The following is a 16,395-nucleotide window of genomic DNA, read 5'->3' on the forward strand; positions in this document are numbered from 1 at the left end:
TTTCACTCATGTAGGTTGATTCCAACAACAGAATAATCATTTCGTTGATGAGGAAAGTAAGCTTGGAAGACTTTACAGAGAGACTCTGGTAGGTGGAAAGAGTCAGGTGTGAAAAGTTGAAAATGGCCTTGGAGAATAATTTGTCGATAAGTAGGCAAATTCGGAAAAAACACGTTCGACCGTTAAAACGAACACCAATCTCTCGAATAGCGAGACGTTGGACTGAGGGAAGGAAACTTCCGAAAAAAGGTGGTACCACGACATGTCGTCCTTTTACCAGCATATCTTGTGCTGGTAAAAGGACTTTTTTATTTGAATCATTTTTCGCGATGAGGTAGTAAGTACAGCAGAACATCCTTTGACAGAGAGCTTCGGCAGCTGAAAAGAAGCAAGGACTTATGCTGGAAAATGGCTATTGAGCGATTCACCCCGAGCAGATCTGTAAGGCGGTGACGGCTGCGACCGATATCTTGCTAGAGTATGTTTGTACTTGAAGAGGAGCTGTGCGCGAGTGCAGCTTGAACTGAGGTGGTAACACGCAAAAAGGCGTCCTCAAGAAAATGACTTTGTTCGTTTTTTTGAGGACGTCTTTTTCATTTTATCTAAAAAAGGAGGAAAAAAATGATCGAATTACGAAATGTCTCTGTTTCTTTCCAGCAAAAAGGAAAAGAAATAAGAGCAGTAGAAGCAGTGGATATAAACATTGAAAAAGGGGATATCTACGGCATCGTCGGGTATTCCGGAGCAGGGAAAAGTACATTGGTGCGTGTCATGAACTTACTTCAGAAGCCCACAGAAGGGGAAGTGATCATCAACCGTACCAATCTAGGCGAACTTTCGCCAAAAGCGCTTCGGAAAGAACGAAAAACGATCGGGATGATTTTTCAGCATTTTAATCTGATGGAAAGCCGTACGATCTTTGACAACGTTGATTTTTCGCTCAAATATACAGGGAAATCAAAACAGGAACGTTGTCAGAAAGTAAACGAACTGCTTGAACTAGTCGGACTAGCAGACAAAGCCAATGCCTATCCTAAACAGCTATCTGGAGGACAAAAACAGCGAGTCGCGATCGCTCGTGCTCTAGCAAATGAACCAAAAGTACTGTTATGTGACGAAGCGACCAGTGCCCTTGATCCTAAAACGACCCAACAGATCTTGACATTACTCAAAAAACTGAATCGCACGCTTGGTTTGACGATCGTTTTGATTACCCATGAGATGCAAGTCGTCAAAGAAATATGTAACAAAGTCGCAGTCATGGAAAAAGGAAAAATCATCGAAAAAGGCAGCAGTATCCAAATTTTCAGTGATCCAAAAGAAGAACTGACGAAAGATTTCATACGCACAGCGACACATATCGACCAAGCACTTGAAAGAATCCAAGAGCATTCGGCATTTGCGCATCAGCTGGAAAATAAGTGGTTAGTAGAATTAAGCTATGTGGGGAATCGGACCAATGAGCCGCTGATCGCACATTTATACAGCAAATATCAAGTGACAGCTAACATTCTTTATGGAAATGTGGAATTTCTTCAAGAAACGCCTTTAGGAAGTCTAGTCGTTACCTTGTCCGGTGAAACCCATCAACGGCAAAAAGCCCTTGATTATCTGATCGGTCAAGGAGTGATCGTGCATATCCTGAAAAAAGATGAAAAAAACAGCCAGATACGAGTGATCGAAGGAGGAAAGTAGTATGACAAATTTTCTAGAGACTTATTTGCCGAATGCGTACACGATACCAGATGAATTTATCGAAGCAACGAAAGAAACGTTATATATGTCATTTTGGACAGCACTGGTCGCAGGTGTGATCGGGATAGTTTTAGGTGTGACATTAGTCGTGACACGTCCTAAAGGGTTATTAGCCAATCGTTTGTTATTCGAGTTCCTAGATAAACTGATCAATGTCGTACGCTCGATCCCTTTTATCATTTTACTGTCTCTTTTAGCATTGACTACTCGATTTCTGGTAGGCACAACGATCGGTGCAAAAGCCGCTTTAGTTCCGCTAGTTTTCGGCGTCGTGCCGTTCTTCGCTCGGCAAATAGAAAATGCTTTGCTAGAAGTTGATCCTGGCGTGATCGAAGCAGCAGAAGCGATGGGGACAAGTCCGATCGGGATCATTTTACGTGTCTATCTGATCGAAGGACTGCCTAGGATCATCCGGGCATCTGCACTGACGTTCATCAATGTGATCGGATTGACGACGATGGCTGGGGCGGTTGGCGCAGGCGGTTTAGGGAATCTAGCTATTTCACGAGGATATAATCGTTTCCAGACTGATGTGACGCTTGTTGCGACGTTATTGATTCTAGTTTTAGTTTTTCTAAGTCAATTTATCAGTAATCTATTGATCAAAAAAATAAGCCATTAAACAAGGAGGAACCACACATGAAAAAGGGTATTCGTTTTGCAGTACTTACGCTAGCAGCAGTGATCTGGTTAGCAGGGTGCAGTCAAGGAAAGGCAGCAACGACAAGCGACAAGAAAGAGACGACAGTGAAATTGGGGATCATCGGCGAAGATACGGATGTATGGGATGATGTGAAAACGCGTTTGGAAAAAGAAGGTATCCATCTGGACTATGTAAAATTCACTGATTACAATCAGCCAAATGCAGCATTAGCTGATGGATCTATTGATCTCAATGCTTTTCAGCATCAGTTCTTCTTGGATAACTACAACAAAGAACATGGCACGGATCTTGTGTCGATCGGGAATACAGTGAACGCACCATTGGGAATCTACTCTGATAAAATCAAGAAAATCGAGGAGATCGAAGAAGGGGCGAAAGTAGCTATCCCGAATGATGTGACCAATGGCGGAAGAGCGCTGCTTTTACTGCAAACAGCTGGGCTGATCAAAGTGGATGAATCCAAAGGTCAGACCCCGACTGTCTCGGATATCACTGAGAATAAGAAAAAATTAATTATTTCTGAATTGGATGCTTCACAAACGGCACGTGCACTATCAGATGTCGATGTCTCAGTGATCAACAGTGGCGTAGCAGTCGATGCTGGATTCAATCCAACCTCAGATGCGATTTTCTTGGAACCGGTAGATAAACACGCTCGTCCATATGTAAATATCATCGTTGCAAGAAAAGAAGATGAGGATAACAAAACATATCAGAAAATCGTCGACGCATACCAGACCGAAGAAACAGCGAAAGTGATCGAAGAGACATCCAAAGGCTCTAGTGTTCCGGCTTGGGAAACCTTTGGACGAAAATAAAAAATAAAAACATATTCAAGGAGGAATTTTTTATGACTATATCAACGAGTGTGAACGACCAATTGAAGGATTATATCAATGAACGCCTGTCAGAATACCAGGCACTGGCCTTAGATATTCACGAACACCCAGAAGTCAGCAATTATGAATTTTACTCTTCAGATGCACTGATCCAACAACTGGAAAAAGAAGGTTTCCAAGTAGAAAAAAATGTCGCTGGGCACCGTACTGGCTTCGATGCCCGCTATCTCTCAGAAAAAGACGGGCCTACGATCGCTTTTTTAGCGGAATATGATGCGCTGCCAGGGATCGGGCATGCATGCGGACACAATTTATTCGGAACCTATTCTGTATTAGCGGCAAGTGCCGTCAAGCAAGTGATCGATGACATCGGCGGAGAGATCCGAGTTTACGGGACTCCAGGAGAAGAAGGCGGGGAAAATGGCTCGGCAAAAGGAAGCTTTGTTCGAGAAGGATTTTTCGATGATGTGGATGCAGCATTATGTGTTCATCCGGCTTACCGTTATGGAAAAACGACTGAATCATTGGCAAATGATCCAGTAGACATCAAATTTTATGGTGTGGCTTCACATGCGGCAGCTGCTCCTGAAAAAGGTGTGAATGCGCTAGAAGCGCTGATCCAAGTATTCAATGGTATCAACGCATTACGTTTGCAGTTGCCAAAAGATGTCAATATCCATGGGATCATTACGGACGGCGGTGTAGCAGCCAATGTTATCCCAGAATACGCTGCAGGACGTTTTTATTTACGCGCTGCTAATCGTCAAACATTAGATAGCGTCTACGAGAAAGTCGAGAATATCGTAAAAGGCGCTGCGCTCAGTACAGGTACGACCTATGAATTCGGATTATTCCAAAACGCTGTCGATGACGTCATCGTGACACCTTCGTTTGATGATATCTTTTTCCAGCATGCTGAAGCAGTCGGCGTGCCTTTAGATGAGATCGAAGAGCAGCAGCGAACGAGCTTAGGCTCTTCAGACGTCGGCAATGTCAGTCAGGTCATTCCCACGATCCAGCCGACAGTAGCTATCTCAGATGAATACATCGCCGGTCATACGGAAGAATTTAAAGCAGCCGCAAAAAGCGAAAAGGGATTGGCTTCCATCGCTATCGCAGCTGAACTATTAGCACGAACAGCACTTGACCTCTTGAAGGAACCAGCATTGCTAGAAAAAATCAGAACGGAACATCAAGTGATATTGACTAAGAAAAAAACAGAAAGTTCTACATTCTAGAAAAAGCAGAAGGAACAGATAATTCCTGAAAACTACAAGTGTTATATTTAAAGAATATTCTCTTTTTTCAGAAAAATCTAAATTAATTTACACTTTCTAGTTGACAAATGATCGATTCAAAGGTAAACTTCATGAAAGTCATCTTTTCACACAGTAGCAGATAGGTGTTTTGTTCAGAAAGTCGGTGGTTGCTGCGAACCGATCAAGCCTAGCTGACGAATTACATGGAAAGTTTTTAAAATTAAATATGTTATTTAAAGTGAAAAACAGATCTGTTTTTAATTAAGGTGGTACCGCGGAGCAATTCGTCCTTAGTTGAAGACAGGTCTTTTTATTTTATCAAGAGGGGGAAACGTGATGAATTGTGGCGGAGTGATTCGATATTTATTCTTTTTTAGGACATCAGATTAACTAAAAAAGGAGAAATTATCATGGAGAAAAAAGGAAATCCAAGTTTTTTAGAAGCAACACTCGTATTGACACTTATTGTTTTAGGGATCGCAGCAGGGGTCGTAGGCTTGAAGATCTCGCCGAATATTACGATTTTAGCAGCCATCGGATTGATCATGCTTTACTCGGTCATTAAAAAATACCCATCTGAATGGCTCCATGAAGGAATCATCAATGGGATCAAACCAGGAATCATCCCGATCTTTATTTTTATTTTAGTTGGCTCATTGATTGCTGTATGGATACAAGCAGGGATCATCCCGACGTTGATGGTTGTTGGCTTCAAACTGATCAGTGTCCAGTGGTTCGTGCCATCTGTATTCGTTGTCTGTGCCATCGTAGGTAGCGCGGTAGGTAGTGCATTTACTGTCATGTCAACGATCGGGATCGCATTTTTTGGGATCGGGACGACTTTAGGACTGAATCCGGCATTAGTTGTCGGCGCCATTGTCTCAGGTGCGGTATTTGGGGATAAAATGTCGCCGTTATCTGAATCAACGAACCTTGCAGCTGCGATTGTCGATGCAGATCTATTCAAGCATATCAAGCACATGATGTGGTCCACTGTACCGGCATTTGTTGTTTCATTCTTTTTGTTCATGATCTTAGGTCATACGAATCAGGCAGCTAGCCTTTCATCGATTCGTGAAGTAACCGATATTCTTGAAGCGAACTTTACGATTTCATTCTGGTCATTGATTCCATTGTTCTTGATGCTGTTATGTGCATGGAAAAAAGTGCCAGCGATCTTAACTATTTTATTGAACATCGCCGTAGCAGTCGGAATGATCTTCATTCAAAATCCGCAGACATCTTTGACGAAACTAGCAGGAGTGATCGAATCGGGATTCGTTTCGAACACAGGCAATCAGCAAATCGATTCTCTGCTGAGTCGTGGAGGGATCGAAAGTATGATGCCGACTGTCTCATTGATCATTTTGACCTTGTCTCTTGGCGGATTGCTGATCGAATTTGGTTTGATTTCCACAGTGATGGAACGTGTATCAAGAAAAATGACAAATACACCGAAGCTGATTTTTACGACATTGATGACAAGTATCGGAGTGAATTTATTTATCGGTGAACAATTCTTATCAGTGATCCTTCCAGGAAATGCGTTTAAAGAAACTTACGAAAAAGCGGGATACGATCCGACTGTTTTAGGAAGAACGTTAGAAGATGGAGGAACAGTCATCAATTACTTAGTGCCTTGGGGAATTGCTGGAAGTTTCGTTGCAAGCACTTTTGGCATCCCGACTCTTACGTACTTGCCATTTGTCTTCTTTAGTCTTTTGTCACCAGTATTCTCAATGGTCAGTGCCTTCACAGGGTTAGGCGTTTCTAAAAGAGAGAATGAAGAAGTCATCGATAGCAAATCTGCACAGTTCGAATAAAGGCAGATTCAGCTAATCGGGTTTTACGGGCGGAGATACAAGCTTTTGTACAGCGTTTACCAAAAAATAGGTTGTGACAAGATGTTGTCACAACCTATTTTTGTATGGAATTCATGAAAAATCATTCCAATTCTTCGATCAGTTTTTTCATTTCATCGATTTCTTTTTCTTGTGCTTGAATGATTTCTTCTGCAAGTTTTTTGACCTCTGGATCTTTCAAATCTGCACGTTTACTTGTCAAGATCGCGATCGAATGATGCGGGATCATTGCCTTCATCCACGCAGTATCATTAACGGTTGCTTGACTTCGTACCATGAATAGAGAACCTGCGAACACAATGACACTTGCTCCGAGAATAAAGGCATTCATTTTTTTGTTCTCATACATCTTCCACATAAACAGCAACATGATCACCGCCATCACAGCGCCCATCATCAAAGCCATGAATACACGAGTGCGACTAAAGAAAATATGGTCAAGTTCATAGACATTGAGATACATCATCCCGAACATCACAACCGTCGACACCGCAATCATCAATAAAAATTTCCAGTACTGTTTCATTAGATCAAGCTCCTTTTCATTTAAATAACTCCCAATACAATGATGGCATGGGAAAAGAAAACAGGCAATTAATCTGCACATAAAAATAGTTCCTCAGCAGAAAATCTGCAAAAAAAAAAAGACTTTTTCAATACTACAGCGAGGATGTGAGCCTGCCGCTTAACTCTGAGGCACAAGGAACAATTTCAAAAAACAGCTTCTCATGTTTGGTGAATATTGTGACGTGTGCCCGAGGAGTTGGTAGGAGAGCAACGTGAATCAGAGGTTGTGAAAAGCTGTCCTGCATCAAGTAATAAGAACAGCCAAACAAAAATAGCTCTTCATATTTTTCGTTTGGTGGAGCTTATTACCGCAGATGCAAGCTTTTGAACACCGTTTATCCGGAACAAGGAGCTGTGACAAGATTTTTGTCACAGCTCCACTATCCAAGCAAAAGTCTTTTTAATCAGAAAATCAGTTGATCAGTACTAATCTTGAGAAAGAACGAAGGAATCATTCTTTCTTTGATAACTGAAGAAAATGATGAGGTAAAGGATACCTGTTAGGATCGTCACACCAATCGAATTGGTGAATAAGATCCCAATAAAGATCAGACCTAAGACAATCAAGGCAAAAAAGCTGAGCCCTTTGTCGAATAAAGTGCCTTTCTTAAGTGCAAGGATAAATGAAGCTGCACTGATCATGATCCAAATCAGCAAGACAGTATAAGAAAGCGAGCCTGCAAGATAACCAAATAATCTATCCCCGACAAAATAAGAAAGCACTACTCCTAGATACAAGACACTGGTACAAAACAAGACAGAACGTTGAGGAACCTGATGTTTATTCAAAACAGCCAACTTGTTCACAGCACTTTTCCGATCCTTCAAACGGAAGAATAAGATACGAGAAGAGGCATAGACGCCCGAATTGATCGACGAGAACAAGGCAAGGACAATCACAAAGTTAACGATATCCGCTGCAAATGGGATCTTCATCTGTTCGAAAACCATGACGAACGGACTAGCACTAGTTCCGGCTAAAGTATTCCATGGGAAGATGATCAAAAGCAAGAACAAAGGAATAATATAGAAGGAAACGATTCGCCCCATCACTCCTTTGATTGCTTTAGGGATCGCAGTTCTCGGGTCATCCGCTTCACTCACTGTGATAGCAATCAATTCAGAACCGCCGTAGGAATAGATGACGACCAGCAAAGAGCTAATGATCCCTTTCATTCCGTGAGGAGCAAACCCGCCATGATCCGTAAGTTGCTTCAGCGTAGGGAAAACTCCTGTTCCAAGCATCTGCTGGCCAACGAGATAGACAGCGAAGATGATCAATAGGATGATCACACTGATCTTAGCAAAAGCTAACCAATATTCGGTCTCGGCGAATAATCGTACAGAATACAAGTTGATCACCGTTGTTAGGACAGCTAAAAGGAAAACGAACACCCACGCCGGCACATGTGGAAACCATAATTGCAAAAAGGAGGCAGCAGCCACAGCTTCAGCGATGATATTGATGATCCACATCGACCAGTAGACCCAATCGGTGAAATCAGCTGAATGATTCCCAAGATACGGACGGATCAAGCCAGATAATCCGTGTTGCGTGTCACCGCCACTCAAGACGATTTTACCTAAGCCATTCATAACGATAAATAAAACGATACCGCCAATCAAAAAAGCAATCAACACAGAAGGACCAGCTATCCCGATCGCTTCGCCACTACCTTTGAATAAACCAGCACCGATCGCTCCGCCTAAAGCTAGCATCGTGATATGCCGGGAACTTAGTTGTTTTTTTAATTTTTTGTTTTCCATAACTAACCTCTTTTCTTTTTATGTTCAATCAAGCTATTTGAATTAATTTTGAATAACCAACTTTGTCTAATAATAACAAATTATCTGACAATTGCAACTATTCAGAAAACTTTTCAGTGATTTTTAATCATACCATCATCAGATTCCTAAAGTCTTGAGATGGATCACAAAGAGTTATCTAAGTTATCTCATTCTTTCCATCAACGGGAAGCGTTTTACTGGATTTTTGTTCTTTAAAAAAGCTATGATAAGTCAAAGCTATAAGAAAGTGAGGCGATTGGAATGCCTGAAAAAGAAATTTTATTAGTAGCGAAGGACAAAAAGTTGTATTTTCTCCCATCGATTGAATCGTTGGATGTATGTTCAGGAAAAGAGCTGCTGCAACCGGAATTTATCGAAGCGATCCGTCCTCAGCTGGCTCGTTATCAACTGATTGTTTTTTTGGATTATGGATTTGATCTGGAAATGGCGAGACGCATCCGACCATTTACGAAGGCCAAGATCATCCTGTTCTTCTGGAATCATTTCAGATTGGAACATGAACAATTGGCGGAGCAAGCAAAACAAGAGCCCGCGATTGATGACTTGTACCATTTCGATATGTTGGAAGCAAAAGAACTTGGTCTAAAACATAACAGTTCATTCTACTCGAAAAGGATGGAACTACCCGACGCAGAAATCCAATATGATCTGTTTTTTGGTGCGACAGATAACGGAAGAAAAGAACGAGCAGACAAGTATAAGCAGGAGTTTATCAAACGAGGATTGAATCCGTATTATTTTATATTGCCGCACCGAGGCAACGAACAAGCAGGTTACCTTACTTACAGCGAATATCTGGCGCAAACAGGAAAATCCCGAGGAATCTTAGAGCTATTGCGAGAAGGACAGCAAGGAGTCACTTTGCGGACCTTCGAATCGATCTATTTCCAGAAAAAATTAGTGACAGACAACAAGGCGGTTGCTCATTATCGATTTTATCATCCAGATAATATATTTTTGCTGCAGGAACGATCATTGGATGAATTGCCTGAATTTTTGCGTACGCCTTATCATCCGGTCGATCCGGAAATATTATCTTTTTTTGATGTGGAAAGCTGGGCGAAACGATTTCTTCATGCAGATCCTGAGATTTTCGAAAAATATGAATATGATCCGTTATCAGTGAAAGAAAAAGAGGACGACTGAGCCTCACATTGATTGAACTGGATTTTAAGTAAACGATTGGATAAGAAGAGATTTTCTGATTTTTCATAGCGGCAATCAAAATGAAAAAACAGGCTTCTCTTTTTTTCCTCATTCTATTTGCTATAATAAAGAGGAATGGGGGAATTGTTGATGACGATTGAAGAAGCGATTGCTTGGATTCATAGCCGATTGCCATTTGGCTCACGTCCAGGTCTTGATCGAATAAATGCTTTATTAGAAGTAGTAGGTCACCCGGAACAGAAAGTGAAAACGATCCATATTGCCGGCACGAATGGGAAAGGTTCGACGGTTGCCTATTTGAGGACATTGCTGGAAGAAGCTGGATTGACCGTTGGCACCTTCACTTCTCCATATATCGAATCATTTAACGAACGAATCTCGATCAATGGACAAGGGATACCCGATCAGGACTTGATCCAGCTAGTCAAGAAATATCAGCCGCTCGTGGGACATCTGGATCAGTTTGAAGCAGTGGCAGGTATCACTGAATTTGAAACATTGACCGTGATGGCCTTTGATTATTTCTTAGCGAAAGAAGTCGATGTCGCGATTATCGAAGTCGGCTTAGGCGGATTGCTAGATTCGACCAATGTGGCTGTGCCGATGCTTACAGGGATCACTACGATCGGTTTGGACCATACAGAAATCTTAGGGGAAACGATCGAAGAGATTGCTGCACAAAAAGCAGGCATCTTAAAACAAGGAATCCCTGTCGTGACTGGCAATATCGAGCAAGCAGCGCTAGAAGTGATCAAAAATACAGCAAAAGGTAAAAATGCCCGCATGTATGCATATGGAGAAGCATACCACGTGAATTATTTACATCCAGCCGAAAATTGGGGCGAAGTGTTTGAATTCAGCAATGAAGCCGGGAAAATCCCGCAAATCACGACACCTCTTTTAGGGCAGCACCAGACAGAAAACGCTGGAGTAGCCATCCAACTTTACTTTGTCTATTGTCAGCTGGAAAAACTTCCTTTTCGGGAAAAAGATGTATTGAATGGCTTGAAAAAGTCGTTTTGGCCTGGCAGAATGGAGCGGTTGCGCCGAGAACCATTAGTGATCTTAGATGGCGCACACAATACCCATGCGGTCAAACGACTGGCACAAAACTTGAAAAAAGAATTTAAAGACTATCATATCAATATCTTGTTTTCGTCCTTACGAACCAAAAACGCCGAAAGCATGCTTAAGGAGCTTCAGAAAGTCCCTGATGTCCATATTTATCTAACGACTTTTGAGCATCCTAAAGCAATCGAATTGAGCAATGTCTCGAACCTTGCAAATGATAAAGTATCGATTGTCTCGTTATGGCAATTCGGATTAGCCGATATTCTGGAAAAAATGACTAGCGAAGATGCACTAGTAGTCACGGGATCCCTTTATTTCATTTCTGAGGTGCGAAATCTGCTTTTACAATTAGGAGGAACCGATGAAGTATAACGCAGTAATTTTTGATATGGACGGGTTATTGTTTGATACAGAACTTGTCTATTATGAAGCATCACAAGTGGTAGCAGATAAGATGGGACTGCCTTATGACAAAGAGCTTTATCTAAGATTCCTAGGTGTGTCAGATGAAGAAGTGTGGGCGAACTATCACCGGATTTTTGCTGATTTTGGGAAACAGAACGTCCAACGATTCATCAAGGATTCCTATCAGGAAACACTCGATCGATTTTCCAGAGGCGCAGTACAAATGAAGCCAGGCGTATTGGAGCTTCTTTCATTTTTAGAAGACCATCAGATCCCCAAAGTCGTAGCTTCCAGCAATCAAAGAAAAGTGATCGAGCTGCTCTTGTCCAAAAATAATCTGCTGGATCGGTTTCAAGAGATCGTGTCAGCAGAAAACGTCCAACGGGCAAAGCCTGATCCGGAAATCTTTTTGTTGGCCCAGGAAAAGCTTGGGATACCTAAACCAGAAACGCTGATCTTAGAAGACTCACAAAATGGGATCTTAGCCGCTTCAGCAGCACAGATTCCAGTTGTGATGGTTCCTGATCTTTTGGCACCTTCACCGGAACTCATCCGCAAAACAGCAGGTGTCGTTTCATCTTTGCATGAAATCCCTGCATTGATAAAATAAAAAAATAAAAAACGGCTCTCTTTTCGTATCTTAATTATGACAAGGCGGAAAGGGGGTTTTTTTATGGAAAAACGTTTGATCAAGGAAGTACCATCTAGTTCACTGCCAAGAGAGCGGATGGAGATCTACGGAGTAAATGCCTTATCAGATCAGGAACTGTTGGCAATCTTATTGCGTACTGGGCACCATCCATACAATGTCATGGACATTGCCGGGCATGTATTGAAAAAATTCGGCGGCTTAGCACTTTTGCGGCAAACGACACTGCATGAACTGGAGTCTATTCGAGGAATCGGGCGGGTAAAGGCACTTGAGATCAAAGCCTTGATCGAGCTGGGGAAAAGGATACAAGAAGATCAAATCCACGCCAATCCAGTAGTTAACGCGAGCTATGAACTAGCACAGCAACTGATTTTAGAGCTGAAAGATCATAAGCAAGAACACCTGCTTTGTATCTATTTGGACGCGAAAAACCAAGTGATACTGAAAAAGACACTTTTCATTGGCTCGCTGAACCAATCGCTGGCTCATCCAAGAGAGATTTTTCATTATGCTGTGCGGTATTCGGCGGCGCGGATCATTCTAGTGCACAATCATCCATCCGGCAATGTCATTCCGTCCCAGCAAGATCTGAAGCTGACGAAACGTATCCAGAAATGCGGAGTGATGATGGGCATCGAAGTGATGGACCATCTGATCATCGGGCGCAAAAGGTATTTCAGTTTAAGAGAAGAAGGTTTGATGGAAGAAGTATAATTTCGTAAGTTGCTTTCTTGCAAAAAAAAAGAAGCAAGTGTACAATTATATTGTAATTTTGTTTGGGAATAGAAGTTGAAACATCTGTTGCACCTCTATCGTACACGAGCAATGTTACAATCAAAATAAGTGCTTTGGCACGAGGAGGGTATTATTAATGGAACACGGAACAGTAAAATGGTTCAACGCAGAAAAAGGATTTGGTTTTATCTCACGTGAAGACGGAAGCGACGTATTCGTTCACTTCTCAGCAATTCAAGGTGAAGGATTCAAAACATTAGAAGAAGGTCAAGCAGTGACTTTCGACGTTGAAGAATCAGACCGCGGCCCACAAGCTGCAAATGTTGAAAAAGCTTAATTATATCAGTAGATGAAACTGATTTGTTGATAGTTTTTTATCAGAGAACCAAATAAAGAAAAAATACCTGCGGCAAAAGGAGAAGTTCTTTTGCCGCAGGTGTTTTTTTGTAAAAAGCAGGCGAAACGGGCGTGCAGATACTTTTAAAAAAACGAAAGCCACAAAAATGAACAAGCATTTTCGTGGCTTTCGGCTGTAGTGATCGCGCTTGGAGACTTATCCTGGGCGCGTTGACTATTCTTCGTCCGGTGTCATGATCATCGGTAAGATCATCGGATGTCTTTCTGTTCGTTCGAATAAGAAAGGCTGGAGCGCGCCGGACATAGCTTCTTTCAATTTGTACTCAGAACAGTCAGGACCATTCAAGCATTCTCTTAAAGCATGGAAGAGGATGCGTTGTGCTTCGTTGATCATTTCACCAGATTCGCGCATATAGACGAATCCGCGTGACAAGATATCTGGGCCGGCCAGAATTTCTTTTTTCTTGATATCGACTGTCGCAACAGCTAAAACAAGACCTTCTTCAGAAAGCAGGTGGCGATCGCGCAGGACTACGCTACCAATATCGCCGACACCACTACCATCGATGTAAACATCGCCAGCAGCAAAGTGACCGGCAGGACGAGCTGTTTCACTTGTTAAAGCTAAGACATCACCATTTTCCATGATAAAGCAATTCTCAGCGGGCACACCGACATCTTGTGCTAAGGAAGCATGGATCTTCAACATCCGGAACTCTCCGTGGACGGGAACAAAATATTTAGGTTTCAATAAACGAAGCATCAATTTTTGTTCTTCTTGACCACCGTGTCCAGAGGTATGGATATTGTTGATTTTCCCATGGATCACTTCCGCTCCAGCTTCAGATAACAAGTTGATCAAATGATTGACACTTGTTGTATTACCTGGGATCGGTGAGCTAGAGAAAATCACTGTATCATCTGGCTGGATCTGGATCTGGCGATGTGTGCCATTTGCGATCCTGCTCAATGCAGCCATCGGTTCCCCTTGAGAACCTGTACATAAGATCATCGTTTCATTCGCTGGTAGTCGATTGATTTCATGGGCGTCGACAAAAGTTCCGTCTGGCACTTTGATATAGCCTAGACGTTGACCATTGACGATCGCATTTTCCATGCTTCGACCAAAGACAGCGATTTTTCGGCCAGTAGCTACCGCAGCATCAGCCGCCTGTTGCAGCCGAAAAATGTTCGATGCGAAACTGGCAAAGATGATACGGCCTTCGATTTTTTCAAAAATTTTCAAAATAGAAAGACCGATCGTTTTTTCAGACTTAGTGAATGTAGGGATTTCGGCATTCGTACTGTCTGACAACAAACAAAGAACGCCTTCTTCTCCGATTCTGGCCATTTTGTGCAAATTAGCCGGTTCGCCTACTGGAGTGAAATCAAATTTGAAGTCACCGGTAGCAACGATGTTTCCAGATGGCGTCTTCACGACGACACCTAATGCATCAGGGATACTGTGCGTGGTTCTGAAAAAGCTGACAGAGGTTTTTCTGAAGCGGATCACTGTGTCTTCATGGATCTCATGAAGTTCAGCATCTCTGAGCAGCCCGTGTTCATCTAATTTGTTCGTGATCAGAGCTAAGGCAAGTGGCCCAGCGTAAACGGGGATGTTTGCCTGCTTCAGTAAATAAGGGATCCCGCCAATATGGTCTTCGTGTCCATGTGTGATCACAAGTGCTTTTACTTTGTGTAAATTTTGAATGATGTAGTTGTAGTCAGGAATGACGTAGTCAATACCAAGCAATTCATCTTCAGGGAATTTGATCCCTGCATCAATGATGATGATTTCGTCTTGGAATTGTACCCCATACGTGTTTTTCCCGATTTCACCTAATCCACCAATAGCAAAGACGCCCGTCTCGTTATTTTTGATGGAAAGTTTCATCTTAAAACTCCACTAATGAAAATTGTGCATTTTCTTTTTCGTATTCTAGATGGTTTCCTTCTAGAAGCTGCACGAATTCAATATTGTATGGGGTATTTTCTTCCACGCGCTGGCGTGCTTCCACGTCACTATTTGCCTCAATATAAAGGGCTTGAGTTTCTTCCCGTTTAGGGTTGCGGACTTTTGTTTCTTGATAATAAACTTTGTAGATCATTTTTTTGTCTCCTTTATCTGCATAAAGCAGTGATTTAGCTAGTTGATTTTTTAAGACAACACAAAACGAGGGGACAAGCCACCTGTTTTTTCATATGCTTTGATCGGAATACTTGATTCAAATCAAAGAGACAAGCCTCGTTTTTGCTTATCTGTTCGGAATTTTCTTCAACCGTACCTTCTGTATAAAAATCATACAATAATTAATTGTTATTCTAGCACAAAATGGCTGATAAGTATAGAAATCAACAATGAGTAAAGAAAAAAACTAGCTTTATCTTTTGATCGTGTCCAAAAACGGACGAAAACAAAAATATGTACGTTGTGTACGCGGGTAAAAGAGAGGTCGTGAAAAAGCTGCCCTGCATCAAGCAGTAAGAACAAACAGAAAAAAACAGCTCTTCATATTTTGTATTTTTCTAAACGAATGCCAAAGATCAGCAGCTTGAAGACCATGTATTCAAAAAAAGGGCATGACAAGATATTTGTCACACCCCCGCCAAACAATAAACTACATCTATAATCAACGTAAATTGGAAAAAGCGCCAAATTCCGTCAGTAAAGCATCAAATCCTGGAACCGTTTCAGAACGGTCCCAATCGCGCTGCCATTCGCAAGCCAACTGTGGGATCGTAGTCAGTTGGGCACCAGCTTGTTGGACACGCTGCAAAGCAGTTTGATGAGCAAGTGGAGAAGTCCCTCCAATAGCATCGACGACAGGGTAAATCTCATATCCTTCACTTAACATGTCCAATGTCGGAAATGTCAGGCAAGCCTCGGTCCAGATCGCTAGCATGATGATTTTTTTTCGTCCTGTAGCTTTTATCGCTGCTTGATATTCAGCATCTTCCCACGCATTGATAGAACTACGGTCATAAGATGGTGTAGTTTGTCCGACGGCTTTTTTCAGTACAGGGATCGTATCAGTGTTCCATCCTTTTTCGACATTGACCGTAGACAAAACGATGGGGACATGGTAAAGATTCGCCAATTTGATCACGATCTCGGTATTTCGGATAAGCTCGGATCGATTCATCGAATTAATGGAATTGATTTGTGTTGGCTGGTAGTCGATGATCGTCAGCACACTGTTTTCCGGGGTCAATAAATGGTCTTCTGTTCTTTTTGCAAAACTAGTCATAATGT

General features: G+C 42.0%; 15 protein-coding genes and 2 other annotated features. Of the genes, 10 read left to right on the forward strand and 5 right to left on the reverse strand.

What is annotated here, in order from left to right; genetic code table 11:
• Positions 1 to 35 precede the first annotated feature (35 nt).
• Positions 36 to 276 (forward strand) — a binding site (T-box leader).
• A 44-nt stretch (positions 277 to 320) separates the two neighbouring features.
• Positions 321 to 557, forward strand: a binding site (T-box leader).
• 64 nt (positions 558 to 621) lie between these two features.
• The 5 genes from G7Y42_RS00680 (at position 622) to nhaC (ending at position 6,340) form a co-directional block, all read left to right on the forward strand.
• Positions 622 to 1,695, forward strand: coding sequence for an ATP-binding cassette domain-containing protein (locus G7Y42_RS00680; protein ID WP_165002900.1), 1,074 nt, complete (start codon positions 622 to 624; stop codon positions 1,693 to 1,695).
• A gap of 1 nt (position 1,696) precedes the next feature.
• Positions 1,697 to 2,377 (forward strand): methionine ABC transporter permease, encoded by a 681-nt coding sequence (locus tag G7Y42_RS00685; protein ID WP_165002902.1) that lies wholly within the window; start codon positions 1,697 to 1,699, stop codon positions 2,375 to 2,377.
• A 17-nt stretch (positions 2,378 to 2,394) separates the two neighbouring features.
• Entirely contained in the window at positions 2,395 to 3,237 is an 843-nt protein-coding gene (locus G7Y42_RS00690; RefSeq protein ID WP_165002904.1) for a MetQ/NlpA family ABC transporter substrate-binding protein, read from the forward strand.
• A 32-nt stretch (positions 3,238 to 3,269) separates the two neighbouring features.
• Positions 3,270 to 4,496 carry a M20 family metallopeptidase gene (locus tag G7Y42_RS00695; RefSeq protein ID WP_165002906.1) on the forward strand — a complete coding sequence of 409 codons (1,227 nt, stop codon included), beginning with the start codon at positions 3,270 to 3,272 and terminating at the stop codon, positions 4,494 to 4,496.
• A 431-nt stretch (positions 4,497 to 4,927) separates the two neighbouring features.
• Positions 4,928 to 6,340 (forward strand): Na+/H+ antiporter NhaC, encoded by a 1,413-nt coding sequence (gene nhaC, locus G7Y42_RS00700; RefSeq protein WP_165002909.1) that lies wholly within the window; start codon positions 4,928 to 4,930, stop codon positions 6,338 to 6,340.
• 121 nt (positions 6,341 to 6,461) lie between these two features.
• Here nhaC and G7Y42_RS00705 read toward each other — a convergent pair whose 3' ends face one another.
• On the reverse strand, positions 6,462 to 6,905 hold the full coding sequence (locus tag G7Y42_RS00705) for a DUF305 domain-containing protein (RefSeq protein WP_165002911.1): 444 nt from the start codon (positions 6,903 to 6,905) through the stop codon (positions 6,462 to 6,464).
• A 467-nt stretch (positions 6,906 to 7,372) separates the two neighbouring features.
• Positions 7,373 to 8,713 carry an amino acid permease gene (locus tag G7Y42_RS00710; RefSeq protein WP_165002913.1) on the reverse strand — a complete coding sequence of 447 codons (1,341 nt, stop codon included), beginning with the start codon at positions 8,711 to 8,713 and terminating at the stop codon, positions 7,373 to 7,375.
• Between the two features lie 282 nt (positions 8,714 to 8,995).
• Between G7Y42_RS00710 and G7Y42_RS00715 the strand changes: the two genes are divergently transcribed.
• The 5 genes from G7Y42_RS00715 (at position 8,996) to G7Y42_RS00735 (ending at position 13,122) form a co-directional block, all read left to right on the forward strand.
• Entirely contained in the window at positions 8,996 to 9,901 is a 906-nt protein-coding gene (locus tag G7Y42_RS00715) for an oligosaccharide biosynthesis protein Alg14 (protein ID WP_165002915.1), read from the forward strand.
• Positions 9,902 to 10,051: 150 nt separating this feature from the next.
• Entirely contained in the window at positions 10,052 to 11,365 is a 1,314-nt protein-coding gene (locus G7Y42_RS00720; RefSeq protein WP_165002917.1) for a folylpolyglutamate synthase/dihydrofolate synthase family protein, read from the forward strand.
• Entirely contained in the window at positions 11,355 to 12,008 is a 654-nt protein-coding gene (locus tag G7Y42_RS00725) for an HAD family phosphatase (RefSeq protein ID WP_165002919.1), read from the forward strand. The genes G7Y42_RS00720 and G7Y42_RS00725 overlap by 11 nt, the downstream gene beginning before the upstream one ends.
• A gap of 63 nt (positions 12,009 to 12,071) precedes the next feature.
• Entirely contained in the window at positions 12,072 to 12,764 is a 693-nt protein-coding gene (gene radC / locus G7Y42_RS00730; RefSeq protein ID WP_165002921.1) for a DNA repair protein RadC, read from the forward strand.
• 157 nt (positions 12,765 to 12,921) lie between these two features.
• Positions 12,922 to 13,122 (forward strand): cold-shock protein, encoded by a 201-nt coding sequence (locus G7Y42_RS00735; protein ID WP_165002924.1) that lies wholly within the window; start codon positions 12,922 to 12,924, stop codon positions 13,120 to 13,122.
• Between the two features lie 234 nt (positions 13,123 to 13,356).
• Here the strand turns inward: G7Y42_RS00735 and G7Y42_RS00740 are convergent, their stop codons facing one another.
• The 3 genes from G7Y42_RS00740 to G7Y42_RS00750 all read right to left on the reverse strand — a co-directional run bounded on the left by G7Y42_RS00740 (position 13,357) and on the right by G7Y42_RS00750 (position 16,390).
• The gene (locus G7Y42_RS00740; protein WP_165002926.1) at positions 13,357 to 15,036 is read right to left on the reverse strand and encodes a ribonuclease J; all 1,680 of its coding nucleotides are present in this window, start codon (positions 15,034 to 15,036) and stop codon (positions 13,357 to 13,359) included.
• A gap of 1 nt (position 15,037) precedes the next feature.
• Entirely contained in the window at positions 15,038 to 15,250 is a 213-nt protein-coding gene (locus tag G7Y42_RS00745) for a DNA-directed RNA polymerase subunit epsilon (RefSeq protein ID WP_165002928.1), read from the reverse strand.
• Between the two features lie 522 nt (positions 15,251 to 15,772).
• Positions 15,773 to 16,390, reverse strand: coding sequence for an isochorismatase family protein (locus G7Y42_RS00750; protein ID WP_165002930.1), 618 nt, complete (start codon positions 16,388 to 16,390; stop codon positions 15,773 to 15,775).
• Positions 16,391 to 16,395: the final 5 nt, after the last annotated feature.

It is taken from the genome of Enterococcus sp. ZJ1622, assembly GCF_011038845.1.
GTDB lineage: Bacteria > Bacillota > Bacilli > Lactobacillales > Enterococcaceae > Enterococcus_B.

Excerpts from the sequence above, each read along its gene's own strand:
- G7Y42_RS00680 (WP_165002900.1), top strand. The coding sequence starts at position 622 with ATGATCGAATTACGAAATGTCTCTGTTTCTTTCCAGCAAAAAGGAAAA.
- G7Y42_RS00685 (WP_165002902.1), top strand. The coding sequence starts at position 1,697 with ATGACAAATTTTCTAGAGACTTATTTGCCGAATGCGTACACGATACCA.
- G7Y42_RS00690 (WP_165002904.1), top strand. The coding sequence starts at position 2,395 with ATGAAAAAGGGTATTCGTTTTGCAGTACTTACGCTAGCAGCAGTGATC.
- G7Y42_RS00695 (WP_165002906.1), top strand. The coding sequence starts at position 3,270 with ATGACTATATCAACGAGTGTGAACGACCAATTGAAGGATTATATCAAT.
- nhaC (WP_165002909.1), top strand. The coding sequence starts at position 4,928 with ATGGAGAAAAAAGGAAATCCAAGTTTTTTAGAAGCAACACTCGTATTG.
- G7Y42_RS00705 (WP_165002911.1), bottom strand. The coding sequence starts at position 6,905 with ATGAAACAGTACTGGAAATTTTTATTGATGATTGCGGTGTCGACGGTT.
- G7Y42_RS00710 (WP_165002913.1), bottom strand. The coding sequence starts at position 8,713 with ATGGAAAACAAAAAATTAAAAAAACAACTAAGTTCCCGGCATATCACG.
- G7Y42_RS00715 (WP_165002915.1), top strand. The coding sequence starts at position 8,996 with ATGCCTGAAAAAGAAATTTTATTAGTAGCGAAGGACAAAAAGTTGTAT.
- G7Y42_RS00720 (WP_165002917.1), top strand. The coding sequence starts at position 10,052 with ATGACGATTGAAGAAGCGATTGCTTGGATTCATAGCCGATTGCCATTT.
- G7Y42_RS00725 (WP_165002919.1), top strand. The coding sequence starts at position 11,355 with ATGAAGTATAACGCAGTAATTTTTGATATGGACGGGTTATTGTTTGAT.
- radC (WP_165002921.1), top strand. The coding sequence starts at position 12,072 with ATGGAAAAACGTTTGATCAAGGAAGTACCATCTAGTTCACTGCCAAGA.
- G7Y42_RS00735 (WP_165002924.1), top strand. The coding sequence starts at position 12,922 with ATGGAACACGGAACAGTAAAATGGTTCAACGCAGAAAAAGGATTTGGT.
- G7Y42_RS00740 (WP_165002926.1), bottom strand. The coding sequence starts at position 15,036 with ATGAAACTTTCCATCAAAAATAACGAGACGGGCGTCTTTGCTATTGGT.
- G7Y42_RS00745 (WP_165002928.1), bottom strand. The coding sequence starts at position 15,250 with ATGATCTACAAAGTTTATTATCAAGAAACAAAAGTCCGCAACCCTAAA.
- G7Y42_RS00750 (WP_165002930.1), bottom strand. The coding sequence starts at position 16,390 with ATGACTAGTTTTGCAAAAAGAACAGAAGACCATTTATTGACCCCGGAA.